We start from the raw sequence: 18,377 nt of genomic DNA on the forward strand, positions 1-18,377 counted from the left end.
CCCGGGCCGGATGCGGAGCGGAGCAGCGCCGGGCCCGGCTCAGTCGGTCGGCATCATCGACGAGTGGTGGTGGACGATCTTCCACTCGCCGTCGCGGTTCTCGTAGACGAAGGTGTAGCGCGCAGGGACGTCCTTGGTCTCGCCGCCGTCGGTGACGCGGAAGGTATAGGTGCCGGCGTCGGTCAGCTTGTTGCAGCCAAGCTTTACGTTGCGGGTGTTGATCGTGCCGAAGGGCTTTTTCTCGAGGAAGTGCTCGAAGTAGTCCTGGATCTCGGCGTGCGTGGTGCGCGGGACGTTGGAGACCGTCGGCAGCAGGACCGCGTCCTCGGCATAGCGCTCGGCGACCTTGCGCGCGTCACCGGTCTGCAGGGCGTCGTTCCAGCCCTCGAACAGTTCCTCGGCCAGGCGGCGGGTCGCCGGGGCGCAGACCACGCAGCTCTCGTTCGGCGGGGTGTCGATGGCACCGAACGCCGGATCGCCACCCGTACCGGTCACCGGGTGATGCTGGTCGCGATGCGAGGCACTCAGGCTCAGACGTGAGCGCGGCGACTCGTCGGCATTGATGAACTGGGTGCCGCTGATGCGCGGCCGGCTGCTCGTGGTCACTGACTGATCTCCGCATGCGGCCATTGCCGGCCGGAAAAGACGTGAATTATAAGCGACCCTGGAGGGGCTGTCAGGGCGCCGGACGAGGGCCGCTTGGTCAACTCGCCTGCGCCTTGAACGCGGCCAGCAGATCCTCGACCTGACCGCGCACCCGCGCCTCGTCCTGGATGGCAAAATCCAGGAAGGTCTGGGCTACAACTGAGAGCACCTTCTGCCTGGGGTGGACGATGTGCCACTGGCGGTGGATCGGGAAGTGCTCCACATCCAGCAGCGCGACCGGCCCCCCGGCCCCTTCTGCGCTGAGGGTATGCAGCGACAGCACCGCGATCCCCAGGCCCCCGATGACCGCCTGCTTGATCGCCTCGTTGGAGCCCAGCTCCATGCGCACGGTCGGGTTGATGCCGTGTTCCTGAAATAGCTTCAGGGTTGCCTCGCGAATGCCGGAGCCCGGCTCGCGCATCAGGAAGGTCTCCTGCTCCAGGCGCTCGATCGGGATGTTGCGCTGCCCCGCCAGCGGGTGGTCGCGGCTGGCCATCACCACCAGGGGGTTCGGCGCGAACGGATACACCGCGATATCGGTCAACCGCTCCGGCACGTGCCCGATGATGTAGAGGTCATCATCGTTGCTGGCCAGCCGATCCAGCACCCGGTCGAAGTTGCTGACCTCCAGCGACAGCTCGATATCCGGATAGCGCTTGGCGAACTGCCCGAGGATCGTGGGCGCGAAGTACTGCGCCGTGGTGATGACCGCCAGGCGCAGGCGCCCGCGCTTCAGCCCGTGCATCTCCGCGAGCTTCATCTCGAGATTGGTCAGCGCCCCCAGCATCTCGCGGCAGGTGTCGTACAGCAGCAGCCCGACCTCGGTCGGGAAGGCCTTGCGTCCGACGTATTCGAACAGCGGCAGGCCGAGCGCACCGGAGAGCTTCTTGATCTGAATGGAGACGGTCGGCTGGGTCAGATAGAGCTCTTCCGCCGCCCGGGTGAAACTGCCCAGACGCACGATCGCCTCGAACACCTGCAACTGGCGCAGCGTCGCATGCCGGATCAGATGCGCGGGCAGCTCGGACTTCAGCATCACCTGCGGAAGGCTGGACTCCTTCGGTGGTGTCGAGCTGCCCCCCGTCTTGGCCATGCGAGTACCGTGCGCCCTAACGCGTCAGGCCGGCGTACAGCATGGGCAGCTTTTCCGGGAGCCGCTCGATGTGGTCCAGCACCATGAAGTGCTGCGCGCCGAAGATGCGTTCCACGTACTCGTCGGCCTGCGGATCCAGGCTGATGCAGAAGCTGTAGACACCGTTCTTGCCCACTTCTTCCACCGCGCGCTTGGCATCCTGGCGCAGGTACTGCGGGTCGCGGACATCGGTATCCGCCGGCTCGCCGTCGGTGACGATCAGCAACAGCTTCTTCTGTGTGCCCTGCTGGTGCAGCAGGTGGCCGGCATGCCGGATCGCCGCGCCCATGCGCGTCGACAGCTGGCCCTTCATCCCGGCCAGCCGCGCCCGGGCGTGGTCGTCGTAGGGGGCATCGAAATCCTTGAAGCGGTAATACTCGACATCGTGGCGACCGTCAGAGGCGAAGCCGTGAATCGCGAAGGGATCGCCGATCTTCGAGATCGCACCCCCCAGTAGCGCGGTGGCCTCGCGCGCCAGCTGCACGACGGTCGTCTCGCCATCGGCGAGGGTCTCGTTGGTCGACTCCGACAGGTCCAGAAGCACCAGAACCGAGAGATCGCGCACCTGGCGGACGTTGCGCACGTAGATCCGTTCGTCCGGCTGGCGGCGCATGCGCAGATCGATCTGCGCCTCGACCAGCGCGTTGACGTCCAGTTCGTCGCCCTCGGCCTGCTTGCGCATGCGCTGCACGCCCTGCGGCTGCATCGCCTCGATCAGGAACTTGAGACGCGAGATCAGCGGCTTGTGCTTCTCGTTGATGGCGTCGATCTCTTCCACGTCGCCCTTCTTCGGACGCCGTTCCAGCAGGGTGACCCAGTGCGGGCGTTCCAGCTGCATCTGGTAGTCCCACTCGTGGTAGTGGTACGGCAGCGAGATCGGCTCCTTGCCCTCCTGCTGGTTGATGCTTTCGTCTTCGCCGTCCCGGAACCATTCGGTCGCCAGCACCATGATCATCTGGGCATCATCCCCGGCACCCGGGACGTCCAGGGTGTTGATCATCTCCATGGGGGTGACGTATACGCGCTCCTGGCTCGAACCGCTAGCCATCAGCGTCTCGAAGTCGTCTTCCTCGCGGCCGAAGGCCCAGATATAGCGGTTGTCATCGCGGTAGAGCACATCCGGCGCGACCTGCCGCGGGTTCATGTAGCCCTTTTCCGGAAACTCGGGCGCCAGGGCCTCGGCCAGCTCATGCGCCAGGCCCGGGGCCTCGAGGTCCTCCGCACGTTCCGCAAAGGCCGCACGGGCCCTGCCCACGAACGCATGATCGTCGCGATAGTCCGGATCCAGCAGGGCCCGGGCGGTGCGCGCCAGCAGCGCCTGCGGGGTGTCCCCATCCTCCGGGGTCGCGGTGTGCAGGGGGATCCACAGGTTGCGCAGGCCGGGGAAGCCGCGCGTCGCCAGGCCCTCGACGCGTGCATCCTCTAACAGCTCCGTCAGCACCCCGATGACGCCGCGCGGGGCCTCCTCCGGCTGCATCTCGCGGGTAAAGACCACGTGCGCCGCCGCATGCGCCGCCGCAGCACGATAGAGATCCAGGCCGGTCAGCCCCTCCCAGTCGTCGAAGGCGTCCGGCAGGAAGATCGTGAAGCCCTCGATGTAGGGCTTGTAGCCCTCGCGCGACTCGAAGTCGCCACTGGTGGGGCGCATGAAGAAGTCGCGCGCCCACAGCGAGCGCAGATAGAGGTTGATGCGGCGCTGGACATCCACGAACAGTGTCCCGCGGCGTTCCTTCTGGAACACCGAACGGGACTCCGGCGACTCCAGGCCGAAGTAGGCGATCTGAGCCTCCAGGTCCGTGCGGTGGGCCTGCGCCCCCCAGCTCGCCCAGCGACGCAGCCCCCCCAGCGTGAGGTGGGTGAGGAGTTCGTCGAGGTGTTCCAGCATCGGGCGTACGCCGCGCGGCGCCTGCCCCAGCAGGTTGTCCACCAGGCGCAGATAGCCCGAGAACAGACCCTGGTCCCCCAGTCGCCGCGCGGCGATGGGGCTGGTGGAGATCAGCAGGGTGATTACCGCGGCACTGGTTTTGGAGTACATCTTGATCGCCGAGCTGACCAGCTCGCCGACCGCGTCCTCGCCCAGTTCCTGCGCCACATCCGGCGTCTCCTGGACGAAGGCGATCACCATCTCCGAGCCACGCCCGAGAGAATGCAGGCTGCGAGCCCCTTCCAGGTAGTAGCGCTTGAGGCCCGCGGCACTGAACGCACGCGAGGCCTCCTGCCACGAGGCCTCGAGCACCTCGGCTGCCTGTCCCCCGAGGTCTTCGAGGAGGTCCTGGTAGTCCTCCAGATGGATGCTCATCGTATCCCGCGCGGGTGTCTAGAAGAACGTCGTGACGGCGGAGTCGAGGGCGTCGCGCATGTCCGGGTCATCCGTGATCGGGCGCACCAGCGCCATACGGCAGGCGGCCAGCGGGGCCACCCCGTTGGCAATCAGCGATGCCGCGTACACCAGCATGCGGGTCGAGATGCCCTCGTCCAGACCGTGCCCCTTCAGGTTGCGGGCGCGCTCGGCCACGCTGACCAGTTTCCCGGCCATGTCCTCGTTGATCCCGCCCTCATGCGCCACGATGCGCGCCTCGGTCTCGTGATCGGGGTAGTTGAAGTCCAGCGCGCCGAAGCGCTGCTTGGTGGACTCCTTCAGATCCTTCATCAGGCTCTGGTACCCGGGGTTATAGGAGATCACCACCTGAAAGTCCGGGTGCGCCTCCACCATCTCGCCCTTCTTCTCCAGCGGCAGGACGCGGCGGTTGTCCGTCAACGGGTGGATCACCACGGTCGTGTCCTGACGCGCCTCGACAATCTCGTCGAGATAGCAGATCGCACCATGCCGTGCGGCCTGGGTCAGCGGCCCGTCCTGCCAGCGCGTTCCGTCGGCGTCCAGCAGGTAGCGCCCCACCAGATCCGACGCGGTCATGTCCTCGTTGCAGGCCACGGTGATCAGGGGCTTGCCCAGCTTCCACGCCATGTGTTCGACAAAGCGCGTCTTGCCGCAGCCGGTCGGTCCCTTGAGCATCATGGGCATGCGCACCGAATAGGCCGCCTCGTACAGCTCCACCTCGTCCGCGGTCGGCTGGTAGTACGGCTCTTCGGTGATCAGGTGATCGCGTAGTTCGTCCTGCATCTTTTCGACTCCTCAATCAGAAAGGCCGGGGCAAGCCCCGGCCGCCGGAACGCAGCCCTCAGTCGGGCCAGATCCGCTCGGGATGCAGTTCGGTTCCGGTGTTGTCCGCCTTGGGCGTCTTCTTTGCCGCCGGCTTTTTCGCTGCGGCCGACTTCCGGCTGGTGGACGTGGACTGCGCCGATGCGCCGGACTTGGGCGTGGCGGCCGGCTTCTTCCGCGTGGTCGTGCGCTTGCGCGCCGGTGCCTTGCGGGTTGTGGTGGCCGCCTTCTTGGTGGCAGCGGTCTTGGTGCTGGCCGCGGCCCGCGGCTGGCTGCTCGCCGGCTCCTGGCTGGTGTCCTTCTGGGCCGAGGCTTCGGGCTTGGCGGCCGCGTCCTGGCTCTTATCCTTGTCCTGATCCTCGCGTGCACTGCGCACGCCGGCTGCCAGCTTGTCTTGCAGATTGCTCATTGCGACACCTCCTCGATGATGGCTTCGATCTCCGCCGCCGCGGCCTCGCCGGGCTTGCCCAGATCAAAGACGGAACAGCCCTCGAGCGCCGAGCGCCGATAGATGGCCCGCCGGCGCAGCGTCTGCTCCAGGGCGGGGATATCGATCTCCATCAGTGCATGCTTCATCGCGCGCGACAGCGCACTGCGGACCTCGAGCTGATTGACCACGATAAACGGGCGCAGGCTGGGGTTCTTGAGGCGCGCCTCTTCCAGCCCCCGGCCCATCCGCACACTGCCCCACAAATCGACCGGAGACGGCAGCACGGGGATCAGCACCTCGTCGGAGGCTGCAAGCGCGCCATTGACCGCACCGCCCTCCAGGGTCGGCGGGCAGTCCACCACGATGTGCTCGTAGTCCTTGCGCAGCGCTTTCAGCTCCCGATCCAGGGGCCCGGCTACCGCGAAGACCGATGCGGGGAACGGCCGTTCATCCGAGGCCATGCGGGCCCACTGTGCGGCCGAGCCCTGCGGGTCGGCATCGACCACCAGGGTGCGACCCCGGCGCGCCAGCCCGGCGGCCAGATTCATGGTCAGGGTGGTCTTGCCGGTACCGCCCTTCTGATTGACTACCGCGATTACCCTCGAACCCACGCAACAGCCTCCTGCGGAAGGGGCCGGGACGGCCCGGCCCGTCAAGTATGCCCCCGGCTCAGCCGGTGGTGGCAGCAGCCAGGCGATCGACCTCCAGGGCAAAGGCCTTGTCGCCCTCTCCCAGTTGCTCGCCGTCTCGGGCGTCAATCGTGATGTTCACGTACGTGGTTCCGAAGCTGATGTTCGGATGATACCCGTCCTGTTCGGACAGCTCGGCCACGCGGTCGAGAAACTCCCGGGTGATGCCGTAGCGCTCGAACGTGAACTGCTTGCTCATGGACGCCGAGGTCCCCTTGCCGGGCTCCCACCCGGCCGGAACCACCAGATCGGTATCCGCCATTGCCTACTCCGCTCGTCTTGCCGCGTCCGCGTGCATCACGCGGGACTGCCCTGGGCGTCGATCTCGCGCACGTGTTCCAGCTCATCCTCAAGGATGCTCTCGAACAACGCGGCATCGTCCACCGCGCCCACGCGCCGGCAGTAGACAGCGGCCTCGTCGTACAGCCGTACCGCCTCCATCTCCAGCTCGCGGTTGCGGGCCATCAGCTCGGCCATGGAGCGGCCAAGCCGGACCGGCGCCAGCTGGCTGCCGTTCGGGGCGACCCCGTAGTGAAACATGCGGGTCATGAAGCGATCCGCATGATCCAGCTCTTCCTGGGCATCGCGACGCAGGCAGTCGCTCACGTCATTCATGCCCCACATCGCGGTCAGCCGCGCCTGGGCCAGGTACTGCTGAACCGCCGACAGCTCGTGTGCGACCGCGCGGTTCAGGTATCCCACGATCCGTGGATCGGACATGGATGTCGCCTCAGCTGGCCGAACCGCTGGCGGTCGGGGCCGTCGGCAGGATGCCTTCCACTTCGGAATGCACACGCGCAATGATGTGCGCGGCCACCAGGCCGTCACCCACGCGTTCGCAGGAATCCGCACCGGCACGCACGGCGGCGTTCACGGCACCGGTCTCGCCACGGACCAGCACGGTCACGTAGCCACCGCCGACAAACTGACGACCGATCAGGCGCACTTCGGAGGCCTTGGTCATCGCATCCGCGGCCTCGATCGCCGGAACCAGACCGCGGGTCTCGATCATGCCAAGGGCCACACCAGAAATTTCGCTAGCCATCATCTACCTCTTCTTGAAAAAAGCCGCCGGGACCCCCAACCGGGACCCGACGGCGTTCGACTACCGCGAGTTACGGCTTTTCCGGGAGGATGTTTTCCACCTCGGAATGGACGCGAGCAATGATGTGCGCGGCCACCAGGCCGTCACCCACGCGCTCGCAGGAATCCGCGCCGGCACGCACCGCGGCGTTCACGGCGCCGGTTTCGCCACGGACCAGCACGGTCACGTAACCACCGCCCACGAACTGACGACCAATCAGGCGCACCTCGGAGGCCTTGGTCATCGCGTCGGCGGCTTCGATCGCCGGCACCAGACCACGGGTCTCGATCATGCCGAGGGCCACACCAAAGTTTTCGCTAGCCATTACTCAACTCCTATCAAGCGTTACAGATGAATTACTTTTCAACCTGCTCGGGCAGGATGCTTTCCACTTCGGAATGCACGCGGGCGATGATGTGCGCGGCCACCAGGCCGTCACCCACACGCTCGCAGGAATCCGCACCGGCGCGCACGGCGGCGTTCACGGCACCGGTTTCGCCACGCACCAGCACGGTCACGTAGCCACCGCCCACGAACTGACGACCGATCAGGCGCACTTCGGAGGCCTTGGTCATCGCATCCGCGGCTTCAATCGCCGGCACCAGACCACGGGTCTCGATCATGCCCAGCGCCACACCAAAACGTTCAGTTGCCATTGTCTTCTCTCCTGGAGTTACAGTTTTTCAAAAAATGACGCTCACGCCGCCTTGCGGGAACCAGCAGAGCGCTGTGCATCGGTCTGGTCTCGTCCTGCCTCGTCCTTCGACCCTTCCGTCTTCTTTCCACCATCGTCCCAGTGGTCGATGATGCCGCCGATCGTCAGATCGGTCTGAATACTGTTGTCGTCCAGCGCGTAGCGCGCGGCCGAGCCACTGATGGTGAACACCCAGTTGCCCGGATGCGCCCCGACGGTGTCCACCGCCACGTTCAGGGCCCCTTTCTGGTCCACCAGCACGCGCAGCGACATGGTCTTGAGCCCGTCCACGCGACGGGTCACCACCAGTTCGTCCTGCACCTGCATGATTTCCATGGAGCTACTGCTCCTCCCAGTAATCGATGATCCCGACGATCGTCGCGTCACTGGGATAGGACTTGTCACCGGCCGCCTCACGTGCCGCCGAGCTACCGACTACGATCACCCAGTCACCCGGTACGCAGCCGACCGCGTCCACCGCGACGGTGCGCGGACCACCGGCCTTCTCCTGGACCACCAGCAACGGCCGGTGCCCCAGATCGCGGATGCGGTTGGTCGAAACCAGCGTCTTCTCAACCTTGCAGATCTTCATTCCCGTTCCCGTGTGCGTCAGGCGGCCAGCGGTTCCAGACGGCTTCCGCTACGCTTGTCGCGGATCACCATGTGGCAGCCAATCAGGCCCTTCTCGGCGAGGTCGCGATAGCGATCCATGATCTGGTCGCGGATGCGACGGCAGCGTGCCTCCACCCGCTCCCGCGATCCCGGCACCTTGCGGTCATAGCGGTAATGAATCACCACCGGCACCGGCAGGCCGCGCTCGACATTCAACTTCCGAAAAATCTTGTTCACCCCGACGTCCGTACCTTCGGAGCCCTCTTCCATCGTCTCCAGGTGCGCGAAGTATGCGAAGTTCCGCACCTGCATCTCCTCGATCTCCTGGCCGACGATGATCACCCGTTCCCGGTGGCCCACGTCGGCGTAGTGCCCCCCGTGGTAACGCGCCACATAGTCGAGCTGCGAAATATTGTTCAGCAGCAGCCGCGAGATCAGCCGCAGCATGCCCTCGTGCGGGGCGCCGTTCCCGCGTCCCCAGCCCTGCTGGTGGATCGCATCCTGGATCGCCTGGTACACCCGCAGCGACGCCGCCTGTTCGTCCAGTCCCTGCGTCTCGCGGTACAGCTGCGCGCTGTCCACGAAGCGGTACAGGCTCATCCGCGTGTCGGCGTCCGGGATGTGGATCTTCACCGCATCCGTGTCCGTATCCACGCCGATCAGCAGCGTGTCCACCGAGGCCCCACAGCAGTAGGTGTTCTCGATCGCCTGGCGAAACGCGCGCAGCTGGTGCAGCGCGCCATCGGCCGCGTCGCGTTCGCTGTTTCCGTGCGCCGCGCAACCCTGATGCAGCGGATCCGCGCCACTGTAGTGGTAGGCCGCGATCTTCAGATAGCGGCTGGGGACATCGGCCGTCGTCGGCCGCCCCTCGCGGAAGCGCAGCAACTCGCGCTTAGTCCAGTGGCGCACATCCTCTTCGATGTCGAACTGCGCGCCGGCATAGCTCTTCACCCGTACCGCCAGATCCGGAAGGCGCAGGATGAAGCGCCGCAGGCCCAGCAGACGGCCATCGGAACAGGGCGAGATGTCCACCTCGTGAAAGTCGCAGTCGAGGAAATACGCGATCGCGCTTTCCGCCTCCGCGACCAGGTCATCCCGACCCGCCCAGTACTCGTTCACCACCTGGTCAAACAGCTCGAACGTCCCGTGCAGGTACAGCTCCCGCGTGTCCAGGTCGTTGATCCAGGCATCTTCCAGCGCCTTCTCCGGCAGGCGGTAACCCAGCTGCTCCTGCACAATCGCCTGGGCCCGTTCCTCGAAGTCGCGCTCGTGTTGCAGCGCGTGCACTTCCTTCAGGACCGGCACCAGCTGCGCAAAGCGCTCGCGGAACCCCCGCTCGAAGGCATGCAGGCGCTCGTTCATCGCCACATCCGCCAGCGGATGGCCCGGCCGCAGCTCCCGGGTCGCCTCCATACCGGACGAGCCGGTAGGGGCCGCCGGTGGCACCGCGGAAACCGGTGCCGCCGGGGCCGGGGCCGCCGCGCGCGCAGCCACCGCCCGGGACTTCGCGAACCGCGAGCCCGGGCTGCTGTTCTTGCGACGACCTCGCACCATGGCGTCCTGTGCCCTCGCCCGGCCTTAGCCGCGCGCCCCGCCGGACAGCGTCACCAGGGAACCGGCGTCGCTGTTCCCGGAGGAACCCGTGATCTTGCTCGGCGGCACGTCCTTGCGTTCGAGTTCGCGATTCACGTAGGCACTGCGGCCTTCGCCGCGCGGATTGCCCTTCTGGGTCGCGTTACGGCGCGTGGAAAAGCCCTCGGTGCCGGTCACCCGGTCGCCGCGCTGCCAGTCATCGCCGGTAATGGAGACTCCATTGCTGCTGCCGTTCACGGTCACTCGGTCGGCACCGACCTTCTGGCCTTCCTCGACCGGGGCCGCCGCGACGGCCTGCTGGCCCCCGTTGTAGCGGAACTCCTCGGTACCGGACACCAGCCCCATGGCCTTGTTGATCGAGCCGGTCAGGCGTCCGCTCGTGCCATAGGCAGTGCCGGTCACACGCTCGCGGCGTTCCGCTGCCGACCGTGCCGGCGTCGCCACGCTGAACCCGGCATTCGGCATCGGACGCTCGGCAACCTGCGGTGCCGATTGCGCCGGAGCCGCAGCCTGCATCCCTTCCGGGCGCAGACGCGGGTGCAGACTGCCGGCCACGCTGGCGCAGGTCTGGGCGAACTCGTTGGCACCCACATACGGGGCACCGGAGACGTCCTGACAGGCACCGCGCTCGGTTCCGGTCACGCGTTCGTCGTAGCCCGGCTGGCTGCCGGAGACCGGATGGGCCGGCGTCGAATGACGCTCCGCCACGCGGGTCTCGGCGACCCGTGCATCCTGCGTCTCGCAGAACTGGTCGTACTGGTCGGGCCCGATGTACGCCGTGCCGCTGACCGGCTTGCAAGCACCGTATTCGTCACCCGTCACCCGGGCGGAACGACCCACCGCAGTGCCGGACACCGCCTGCTGATTCCAGGTGCGGCCGACCGTCACCTTTTCCGGCGCCGCATCCGGACGCTGGCCGCCGCAGAAGGCGTCATAATGCTCGGAGCCGGCGTACTCGGTGCCGGTGATCGGCTTGCAGCCGCCGTACTCGTCACCCGTCACGTGGATGGAATGATCCACCTGGGTACCGGACACCTCGCGACCGCGCAGGGTATGCATCACGCCGACCTTGGGTACGCCTCCGGCTGCCGGACGATCACAAAGATCCCCGAAGTCGGACTTGTTGTAGTACGGCGTACCGGTCAGCGAGGCACAGGAGCCGCTCTCGTCGCCGGTGACCTTGGGGCTGCGGCCCACGGCCACCCCGGTCACGCTTTGGTCTTCCATGGTGTGCGACTCCTGGACCTTGGCCGGCGCCGGTTCCGGGCGGGTACCACAAAACCCCTGGAACTGTTCGGTGCCGAGATATTCGGTTCCGGTAACCGGCTTGCAGCTGCCGTATTCGTCACCCGTGACCTTGACGGAGCGCCCGACTTCGGTACCGGTCAGTTCACGACCGCGAAGGGTATGCATGACGCCGACCTTCATCGGCGCTCCGTTCGGCTTTCCCGTGTTGCAAGGGACCTCGCTGGCGGCGGTGTTCAGGTACTCGGTACCGGTGACATCGCGGCAGGACCCGGACTCGTCGCCCGTCACCTTGGGGCTGCGCCCGACCGACGTCCCCGACACGCCTTCACCATGCCGCGTCACCATCACACTGGTGCGCGCCGGACCCGCCTGCGGACGGGTGCCGCAGAAGCCTTCGTACTGCTCGGTACTGAGGTATTCGGTACCGGTGATCGTCTCGCAGGAACCCCGCTCGTCACCCGTTACGCGGGTCGAACGCCCGACCTCGGTCCCACTCACGGACTGGCCATGGGAGGTATGCGAGGTGCCGACCTTGGGCGGATTGCCCGCCGGGCGCACGCCGCAGTAGCGCTCGTAGTGCTCCAGGCCCAGGTACTCGGTACCGGTGATCGACGAGCAGCTGCCCGCCTCGGTGCCGGTCACATGGGAGGTACGCTCCACCTGGGTGCCGCTCACGTGGCTGCCGGCCAGCGTGGTGCCTTCCTCGACCTTCGGGGGCGCGTCGCCCTCCGCCGGACGCGGACGTCCGCAGGGGCGGCCCGGCTCGGAGGAGCCACGACCCAGCTTGCAGAGTTCCTCGCGCCGCTGGCGCGCCACTTCGCGCGTGGACATGCCCTTGCGCTTGGCGGCCTTCCAGGCACCTTCCTGCGGCAGCGCGCCACGGGCCTGGCCACTCTTGAAGCGGCGGCGCAGGGCCTGTTTGCCGTTCTGCGCCATGGCATCGCGGCGGGCCATGCAGATCGCACGGACCTCGGAGATCATCGGGTGCGGACCGGCGGCCTCGCCTCCGGACTCGACCTTGTCGCACAGCTGATCGAGACCGCTCTCGACCACGGCGTTCTCCTGGGACGGGGCCGTGTCGCGGGCCTCTTCACGCCCGGACTTGTCACCCTTGCAACCGCAGCCGCAGTCTTTCTTCGCATCGCTGCGCTCGGACGCGGTCGGCTCGGTGCCCTTGATGCGGTCTTCCCGCCGGGGCTCCGGCGCCACGGCCTTCTTGCCGTCGGTCGACAGGGCCTGGCGGCGCAGGCGGCAAATCTCGCGACCGCTCATGTTCGAGCAGTCGACCTCTACGTTCTGCGACTGGGCCAGTGCTTCGAGCTGGCGCGAACGCTCGGCGCCGGCGCGGGCCATGCCGCCGGATACCTGCGCTCGCGTGTTGGTGCGGCCTACGGCCTTCTTGCCCTGGCGCGCCATCTTCTGGCGGCGCTCGAGGGCGGCCTGGCGGCCGTTGGAGGCACCCGCGTGCGCGCCCGGCTCGGGGCGGCGCTCGGGGGTGGTGTCGCGGGTCTCGAAGGAGACCGGCGACGACGATTCGCTGGTGTGCGTCTCCGGCTCCCGCGCCTGGGGTGCCGGGGCGGGTTCCGCTTTCGCCTGGCGCGCCTGTTGCGCAGCCGCGGCGGAACGGCTGTTCCCCTTGTTTTGGCCGGTCGACTTCACGGCAGCCTTGCCATTACGAGACATGGCCTTGCGCCGTTCCAGGGCACGTTCGCGCCCCGAGAGACCTTCAGACGCAGATGTCGGATTACTCATGGCACTTCCTTACAGTTGGCGGCAGCAACGGTAAATAACGCTGAACTGAACTGCCGGGCCCGCAACCGGGCCCGGCAGGCACCGGGGCCTCTCTTAACGACCGCGGTCGACCACGAAGGCCATGCCCTGGCTCTGGGCGTAGTTATCGTAGGCGATGAAGCGAACCATCATGCCCGGATTGGAGCGGCGGCATTCTTCGATTTCCTGAAGGACCGCTTCCACGGACTGTTCGCCGAAAAACGGCAGTTTCCACATGTACCAGTAATGGGACATGGCGTTTTCCTTCTCGGAATATTCCACCGCCGGGTTCCAGCCCTGGGCGAGGCAGTATTCAATCTGCTTGCGCACCTGATCGGCGTTCATCTCGGGCAGGTAGGAGAAGGTCTCGTACTTCTGTACCGGCTTGAAGTTCTGAATATCGGACATGTCGGTAATCCTATGCTCTTGTTCTGTCAGGGTGCGGGCGCCCCGTCAGGCCGCCCGCACTCGGGCGATCACTTGTGCTGGGTATCCAGCTTGTCGACGGTATCGAACTCGAACTTGATCTCCTTCCAGGTTTCCATCGCCACCTTCAGCTCGGGGCTGTGCTGGGCGGCCTGGGTGAGGATCTCCTTGCCTTCCTTTTCGATCTCGCGACCTTCGTTACGCGCCTGCACACAGGCTTCCAGCGCAACGCGGTTGGCCGTCGCACCCGGGGCGTTGCCCCACGGGTGACCCAGCGTACCGCCACCGAACTGCAGCACGGAGTCGTCGCCGAAGATGGAGACCAGGGCCGGCATGTGCCAGACGTGGATACCACCGGAGGCCACGGCGAACACGCCCGGCATGGAGCCCCAGTCCTGATCGAAGAAGATGCCGCGCGAGCGGTCTTCCGGCACGAAGGATTCGCGCAGCAGGTCGATCCAGCCCAGAGTCGCGGCGCGGTCACCTTCCAGCTTGCCGACCACGGTACCGGTGTGCAGGTGGTCACCACCGGACAGACGCAGGATCTTGGCCAGCACACGGAAGTGGATACCGTGCTTGGGATGGCGGTCGAGCACCGCGTGCATGGCACGGTGGATGTGCAGCAGCATGCCGTTGTCGCGGCACCAGTTGGCCAGGCCGGTGTTGGCGCAGAAGCCGCCGGTGATGTAGTCGTGCATGATGATCGGCGCGCCAATCTCCTTGGCGAACTCGGCACGCTTGTACATCTCTTCCGGGGTCGGCGCGGTGACGTTCAGGTAGTGACCCTTGCGCTCGCCGGTTTCGGCTTCGGCCTTTTCGGTCGCTTCCTGCACGAACTCGAAACGATCACGCCAGCGCATGAACGGCTGCGAGTTGATGTTCTCGTCATCCTTGGTGAAGTCGAGGCCGCCACGCAGGCACTCGTACACGGCACGGCCGTAGTTCTTCGCGGACAGACCCAGCTTCGGCTTGATGGTGCAGCCCAGCAGCGGACGACCGTACTTGTTCATCTTGTCGCGCTCGACCTGGATACCGGAAGGCGGACCACCACAGGTCTTCACGTAGGCCATCGGGAAGCGCACGTCTTCCAGGCGCAGGGCACGAATGGCCTTGAAGCCGAACACGTTGCCGACCAGCGAGGTGAACACGTTCACCATCGAGCCTTCTTCGAAGAGGTCGATCGGGTAGGCGATGAACGCGTAGAAGGACTCGTCGTCACCCGGGACGTCCTCGATCATGTACGCCCGACCCTTGTAGTAATCCATGTCGGTCAGGAGGTCGGTCCACACCGTGGTCCAGGTACCGGTGGACGACTCGGCCGCCACAGCGGCTGCCGCTTCTTCGCGGTCGATGCCCGGCTGCGGGGTGATCTTGAAACATGCCAGCAGATCGGTATCCAGCGGCATGTATTCCGGCATCCAGTATGTTTCGCGGTAATCCTTGACACCCGCGGAGTACTTCTTGGCGGCCATGTGGCTTTCTCCTACGCGTTGGTTAATCGTGACGGTCGACTAGATTAGGGAGGGCAATCACTAATAACAAATAAATAATCTAGATACGACCAATAGACTATCGTTTATATAAAAGCCGGGCAGCGGGAGGGCCGCTGACCGGCAGGGGTTCGGTTCGCAGCGGCGCGGCCAGACCGGAATCCGTCGCTCGCGCCGCAATGCGGATTGCGATTGTAGTCCAAGACCGTAGTCCGTGCATGCCTTTGTCGCGACGGATTGCACAGACGGCTTCACCGACCGCCCGGACCCCGACGCCCGGGTCGGGGCGGACGGCTTCAGGAAGCGGCGTCCGCAGCGGGCTCGGCGCGGCTGGCCGCCTGGTGATCACGGGCCAGGTAGAGGTAGATGGCCGGCACCACAAACAGGGTGAACAGCGTGCCAATCGCCATGCCGCTGGCGATCACCAGCCCCATGGCGAAGCGCGAGGCGGCGCCAGCCCCGGCGGCCATCAGCAGCGGCACCATAGCAACCACCGTCGCCGTGGTGGTCATCAGGATCGGGCGCAGACGCAGGGACGCGGCCTCCTCGATGGCCTCGCGCAGGCTGCGCCCCTGACGCTGCAGCTGGTTGGCGAACTCCACGATCAGAATGCCGTGCTTGGCGATCAGGCCGATCAGCGTCAGCAGGCCGACCTGGGTGTAGATGTTCAGCGAGGTCACGCCGAGGCTGATGAAGATCAATGCCCCGGCGATCGACATCGGCACCGTGGTCAGGATGATCAGCGGGTCGCGGAACGACTCGAACTGCGCCGCCAGGACCAGGAAGATGACCAGAAGGGCAAAGAAGAAGGTGACCACGAGGTCCCCGCCCTCGGCCTTCAGCTGGCGCGACTGGCCGGCGTAGTCGACACTGACGTCCGGCGGCAGGACCTCCGCGGCGATCTCGTCGATGATGTCCAGCGCCTCGCCCAGGGTTACGCCCGGGCGCGGGACGCCGGAAAGCGTCACGGCGTTGAGCTGCTGGAAGCGCTTCAGCGAGCGCGGGGTCACCGTCTCCTCCAGCGTCACGATGCTGGACAGCGGCACCGGTTCGCCTTCGCGGGTCCGGGTGAACAATTCCTCCAGCTGCTCCGGATTCAGGCGCTCGCTGCGCTGCACCTGCGGGATCACGCGGTAACTGCGGTTCTCCATCGCGAAACGCCCGGCAAAGCCACCGGACAGCATGGTTGCGAGATCGGCATTCAGCGTGGCCATGTCGATGCCCAGCTGGGCGGCGCGCTCGCGGTCGATCTTCAGGTCCACCTGGGGCTGGTCGAAGTCGAGATCGGTATCCATGAAGATGAAGCGCCCGGTCTCCATCGCCCGACCCACGATCTCGTCGGCAAACTGCTCCAGCTCCTCGAACGAACCAGTCGACCCGAGCACCACGCTCACCGGCGCGCCATCGCCCGGGGTAGGCAGCTGCGGCGGCTGGATGGCGAACACCTCCAGCGCCGGGATCCGGTCCAGACGCGGCTGCAGCTCTTCCTCGAGGATGGTCTCGGTATCCCGCTCGCGCTGATCCCAGGGCGCGAGCACGAAGCCGCCCAGGGCCTGGTTGCTGGCACCGGCGATGCCCGGACCCCCACCGAACCCGTTCACGATGAAGATGTTCTCGAGCTCGGGGATCTCGTCAAAGAAGCGATCGGTCAGTGCGGTGTTGCGCTCCAGCCAGTCCAGACCCATGTAGGCGTCACCCTCCATGATGGAGAATGCAAAGCCCTGGTCCTCCGGTGGCTCCAGCTCGCTCTGCGAGGTCACGAACAGAAAGTAGCAGGACACCAGCACGATGGCCCCGAACACCGCAATCGTGAAGCGGTCGTTCAGCGCCCCGTGCAGTCGCCGGCGATAGCGGCCCTGCAGGGACTCGAAGCGCGCGTCCAGCCAGCTTTCGATGCGGCCACGTTTCTCCACGGCCCCATCGCGCAGGATCTTCGAACACATCATCGGCGACAGCGTGATCGCGACGATCCCGGAGATGACCACGGTCGCCGCCAGGGTGAAGGCGAACTCGATGAACAGGGTCCCGGTCAGCCCGCCGATGAAGCCCAGGGGCAGGAACACCGCGACCAGCGTGGTCGACATCGCGACAATCGGCCAGGCCAGCTCGCGTGCACCCTGGATCGCCGCATCCATGCGCGACATCCCCTCCTCGATATGCCGCGAGATGTTCTCCAGCATGATGATCGCGTCATCCACCACGATGCCGATCGCCAGCACCATCGCCAGCAGCGTCAGCAGGTTCAGCGAGAACCCCATCAGCAGCATCAGCATGAAGGTGCCCACCAGGGACAGCGGCACCGCGACCGCGGGAATCAGCACACTGCGCAGCGAGCCGAGGAACAGATAGATCACCACCAGGACGATGGCCAGGGCGAGCCCGATGGTGAGCAGCACCTCGTCGATCGCGCTCTGGATGTAGTCGGTCGAGTCGTAGACGATCTCGCCTTCCAGCCCCGACGGCAGGCGCGGCAGGATGCGCTCGTCGAAGACGTCACGCACCTCGGCGATCACGTCCAGCGCGTTCGCGTCCGGCGCCAGCTCGATGCCCACGAAGGTCGCCGCCTGGCCATTGAACCGCACCGAGGTGTCGTAGCTCTCCGAGCCCAGCTCCACCTCGGCGACATCGCCCAGGCGGACCAGGTCGCCGTCGGCCTCGAACAGGATCAGCTGCTCGAACGCCTCCGGGCGCTGCAGGTCGGTGTCCGCGGTCAGGTCCAGCCCGACCATCGAGCCCCGCGTCTGGCCCACGGCGGAGAGCACATTGTTGCGCTCCAGGGCCTCGCGCACGTCGCGCCCGGTCACGCCGAACGAGGCCATGCGATCGGCATCCAGCCAGGCACGCATGGCGAAGCTCTGGGCGCCCAGGATCTCGGCGCGCTGCACCCCGTTGACCGTGGCCAGCTCCGGCTGCACCTCGCGGATCAGGTAGTCCGTGGTCTGGTTGTTCGATAGCCGTTCGGAGTAGAACGACATGTACATGGCCGCCACGTCCTGCCCGACCGAGAGATCCACGACAGGGTCCTCGGCCTCGGCTGGCAAATCGCTGCGGATCTTGTCGACCTGCGCCGAGATCTGGGTGAGCGCCTCGTTGGGGTCGTAGTCCAGCTCCAGGTGGGCCTCGACGATACTGATGCCGGCGCGGCTGGTGGAGACCAGATAGTCGATCCCCTCGGCCTCGGCCACCTCGCGCTCCATCGGCGTGGTGATGAACCCCTGCACCAGATCGGCATCGGCGCCGATGTACGCGGTGCTGATGGTCACCACCGCGTTCTGCACCTCGGGAAACTGGCGCACGTTCAGATCGAATACCGCGCGCACCCCGAACAGCAGGATGAACAGGCTGACCACCGTGGCCAGCACCGGCTTCTGGATAAAGATGTCGGTAAAGCGCATGGACGGGCC

At 66.2% G+C, this 18,377-nt stretch carries 18 protein-coding genes; all 18 read right to left on the bottom strand.

Annotated features, from left to right (window positions below; all coding sequences use genetic code 11):
• Nucleotides 1-39 precede the first annotated feature (39 nt).
• The 18 genes from F614_RS0107330 to F614_RS0107415 all read right to left on the bottom strand — a co-directional run bounded on the left by F614_RS0107330 (nt 40) and on the right by F614_RS0107415 (nt 18,368).
• Complete coding sequence (locus F614_RS0107330) at nt 40-606, bottom strand: SgcJ/EcaC family oxidoreductase (protein ID WP_017940805.1); 567 nt, start codon at nt 604-606, stop codon at nt 40-42.
• Between the two features lie 97 nt (nt 607-703).
• Nucleotides 704-1,681, bottom strand: coding sequence for a LysR family transcriptional regulator (locus tag F614_RS0107335; RefSeq protein ID WP_018865985.1), 978 nt, complete (start codon nt 1,679-1,681; stop codon nt 704-706).
• 73 nt (nt 1,682-1,754) lie between these two features.
• On the bottom strand, nt 1,755-4,076 hold the full coding sequence (locus F614_RS0107340) for a nitric oxide reductase activation protein NorD (RefSeq protein ID WP_019558644.1): 2,322 nt from the start codon (nt 4,074-4,076) through the stop codon (nt 1,755-1,757).
• Between the two features lie 18 nt (nt 4,077-4,094).
• On the bottom strand, nt 4,095-4,898 hold the full coding sequence (locus tag F614_RS0107345) for a CbbQ/NirQ/NorQ/GpvN family protein (protein WP_018865983.1): 804 nt from the start codon (nt 4,896-4,898) through the stop codon (nt 4,095-4,097).
• Nucleotides 4,899-4,956: 58 nt separating this feature from the next.
• Nucleotides 4,957-5,346, bottom strand: coding sequence for a hypothetical protein (locus F614_RS0107350; RefSeq protein WP_018865982.1), 390 nt, complete (start codon nt 5,344-5,346; stop codon nt 4,957-4,959).
• On the bottom strand, nt 5,343-5,978 hold the full coding sequence (parA, locus tag F614_RS0107355) for a ParA family partition ATPase (RefSeq protein ID WP_018865981.1): 636 nt from the start codon (nt 5,976-5,978) through the stop codon (nt 5,343-5,345). The genes F614_RS0107350 and parA overlap by 4 nt, the downstream gene beginning before the upstream one ends.
• A gap of 58 nt (nt 5,979-6,036) precedes the next feature.
• Complete coding sequence (locus F614_RS0107360; protein WP_018865980.1) at nt 6,037-6,318, bottom strand: 4a-hydroxytetrahydrobiopterin dehydratase; 282 nt, start codon at nt 6,316-6,318, stop codon at nt 6,037-6,039.
• 35 nt (nt 6,319-6,353) lie between these two features.
• Nucleotides 6,354-6,776 carry a bacterioferritin gene (locus tag F614_RS0107365; protein WP_018865979.1) on the bottom strand — a complete coding sequence of 141 codons (423 nt, stop codon included), beginning with the start codon at nt 6,774-6,776 and terminating at the stop codon, nt 6,354-6,356.
• 10 nt (nt 6,777-6,786) lie between these two features.
• Entirely contained in the window at nt 6,787-7,101 is a 315-nt protein-coding gene (locus F614_RS0107370; RefSeq protein ID WP_026181393.1) for a BMC domain-containing protein, read from the bottom strand.
• 70 nt (nt 7,102-7,171) lie between these two features.
• Nucleotides 7,172-7,465, bottom strand: a complete 294-nt coding sequence (locus F614_RS0107375) for a BMC domain-containing protein (protein ID WP_012982276.1) — start codon at nt 7,463-7,465, stop codon at nt 7,172-7,174.
• A gap of 31 nt (nt 7,466-7,496) precedes the next feature.
• On the bottom strand, nt 7,497-7,796 hold the full coding sequence (locus F614_RS0107380; protein ID WP_012982275.1) for a BMC domain-containing protein: 300 nt from the start codon (nt 7,794-7,796) through the stop codon (nt 7,497-7,499).
• 41 nt (nt 7,797-7,837) lie between these two features.
• Entirely contained in the window at nt 7,838-8,170 is a 333-nt protein-coding gene (locus tag F614_RS0107385) for a carboxysome peptide B (protein WP_017940627.1), read from the bottom strand.
• A 4-nt stretch (nt 8,171-8,174) separates the two neighbouring features.
• Nucleotides 8,175-8,426: a carboxysome peptide A gene (locus F614_RS0107390; RefSeq protein WP_017940626.1), complete on the bottom strand. Its 252-nt coding sequence runs from the start codon at nt 8,424-8,426 to the stop codon at nt 8,175-8,177.
• 17 nt (nt 8,427-8,443) lie between these two features.
• Nucleotides 8,444-10,000: a carboxysome shell carbonic anhydrase gene (locus tag F614_RS0107395; protein WP_051080440.1), complete on the bottom strand. Its 1,557-nt coding sequence runs from the start codon at nt 9,998-10,000 to the stop codon at nt 8,444-8,446.
• A gap of 24 nt (nt 10,001-10,024) precedes the next feature.
• On the bottom strand, nt 10,025-12,970 hold the full coding sequence (locus tag F614_RS0107400; protein ID WP_019558645.1) for a CsoS2 family carboxysome shell protein: 2,946 nt from the start codon (nt 12,968-12,970) through the stop codon (nt 10,025-10,027).
• Nucleotides 12,971-13,132: 162 nt separating this feature from the next.
• Nucleotides 13,133-13,465 (bottom strand): ribulose bisphosphate carboxylase small subunit, encoded by a 333-nt coding sequence (locus tag F614_RS0107405; protein WP_018865976.1) that lies wholly within the window; start codon nt 13,463-13,465, stop codon nt 13,133-13,135.
• A gap of 68 nt (nt 13,466-13,533) precedes the next feature.
• Entirely contained in the window at nt 13,534-14,955 is a 1,422-nt protein-coding gene (locus F614_RS0107410; protein ID WP_018865975.1) for a form I ribulose bisphosphate carboxylase large subunit, read from the bottom strand.
• A gap of 314 nt (nt 14,956-15,269) precedes the next feature.
• Nucleotides 15,270-18,368, bottom strand: a complete 3,099-nt coding sequence (locus F614_RS0107415; protein ID WP_019558646.1) for an efflux RND transporter permease subunit — start codon at nt 18,366-18,368, stop codon at nt 15,270-15,272.
• Between the last annotated feature and the right edge of the window lie 9 nt (nt 18,369-18,377).

The organism is Thioalkalivibrio sp. ALE12 (assembly GCF_000381105.1).
Taxonomy (GTDB): Bacteria; Pseudomonadota; Gammaproteobacteria; order Ectothiorhodospirales; family Ectothiorhodospiraceae; genus Thioalkalivibrio.

Coding starts and splice junctions, on each gene's coding strand:
- F614_RS0107340 (WP_019558644.1), bottom strand. CDS start 4,076: ATGAGCATCCATCTGGAGGACTACCAGGACCTCCTCGAAGACCTCGGG.
- F614_RS0107405 (WP_018865976.1), bottom strand. CDS start 13,465: ATGTCCGATATTCAGAACTTCAAGCCGGTACAGAAGTACGAGACCTTC.
- F614_RS0107385 (WP_017940627.1), bottom strand. CDS start 8,170: ATGGAAATCATGCAGGTGCAGGACGAACTGGTGGTGACCCGTCGCGTG.
- F614_RS0107365 (WP_018865979.1), bottom strand. CDS start 6,776: ATGTCCGATCCACGGATCGTGGGATACCTGAACCGCGCGGTCGCACAC.
- F614_RS0107395 (WP_051080440.1), bottom strand. CDS start 10,000: ATGGTGCGAGGTCGTCGCAAGAACAGCAGCCCGGGCTCGCGGTTCGCG.
- F614_RS0107410 (WP_018865975.1), bottom strand. CDS start 14,955: ATGGCCGCCAAGAAGTACTCCGCGGGTGTCAAGGATTACCGCGAAACA.
- F614_RS0107360 (WP_018865980.1), bottom strand. CDS start 6,318: ATGGCGGATACCGATCTGGTGGTTCCGGCCGGGTGGGAGCCCGGCAAG.
- F614_RS0107375 (WP_012982276.1), bottom strand. CDS start 7,465: ATGGCTAGCGAAAACTTTGGTGTGGCCCTCGGCATGATCGAGACCCGT.
- F614_RS0107345 (WP_018865983.1), bottom strand. CDS start 4,898: ATGCAGGACGAACTACGCGATCACCTGATCACCGAAGAGCCGTACTAC.
- F614_RS0107370 (WP_026181393.1), bottom strand. CDS start 7,101: ATGGCTAGCGAAATTTCTGGTGTGGCCCTTGGCATGATCGAGACCCGC.
- F614_RS0107415 (WP_019558646.1), bottom strand. CDS start 18,368: ATGCGCTTTACCGACATCTTTATCCAGAAGCCGGTGCTGGCCACGGTG.
- F614_RS0107380 (WP_012982275.1), bottom strand. CDS start 7,796: ATGGCAACTGAACGTTTTGGTGTGGCGCTGGGCATGATCGAGACCCGT.
- F614_RS0107400 (WP_019558645.1), bottom strand. CDS start 12,970: ATGTCTCGTAATGGCAAGGCTGCCGTGAAGTCGACCGGCCAAAACAAG.
- F614_RS0107350 (WP_018865982.1), bottom strand. CDS start 5,346: ATGAGCAATCTGCAAGACAAGCTGGCAGCCGGCGTGCGCAGTGCACGC.
- F614_RS0107390 (WP_017940626.1), bottom strand. CDS start 8,426: ATGAAGATCTGCAAGGTTGAGAAGACGCTGGTTTCGACCAACCGCATC.
- F614_RS0107335 (WP_018865985.1), bottom strand. CDS start 1,681: ATGCTGAAGTCCGAGCTGCCCGCGCATCTGATCCGGCATGCGACGCTG.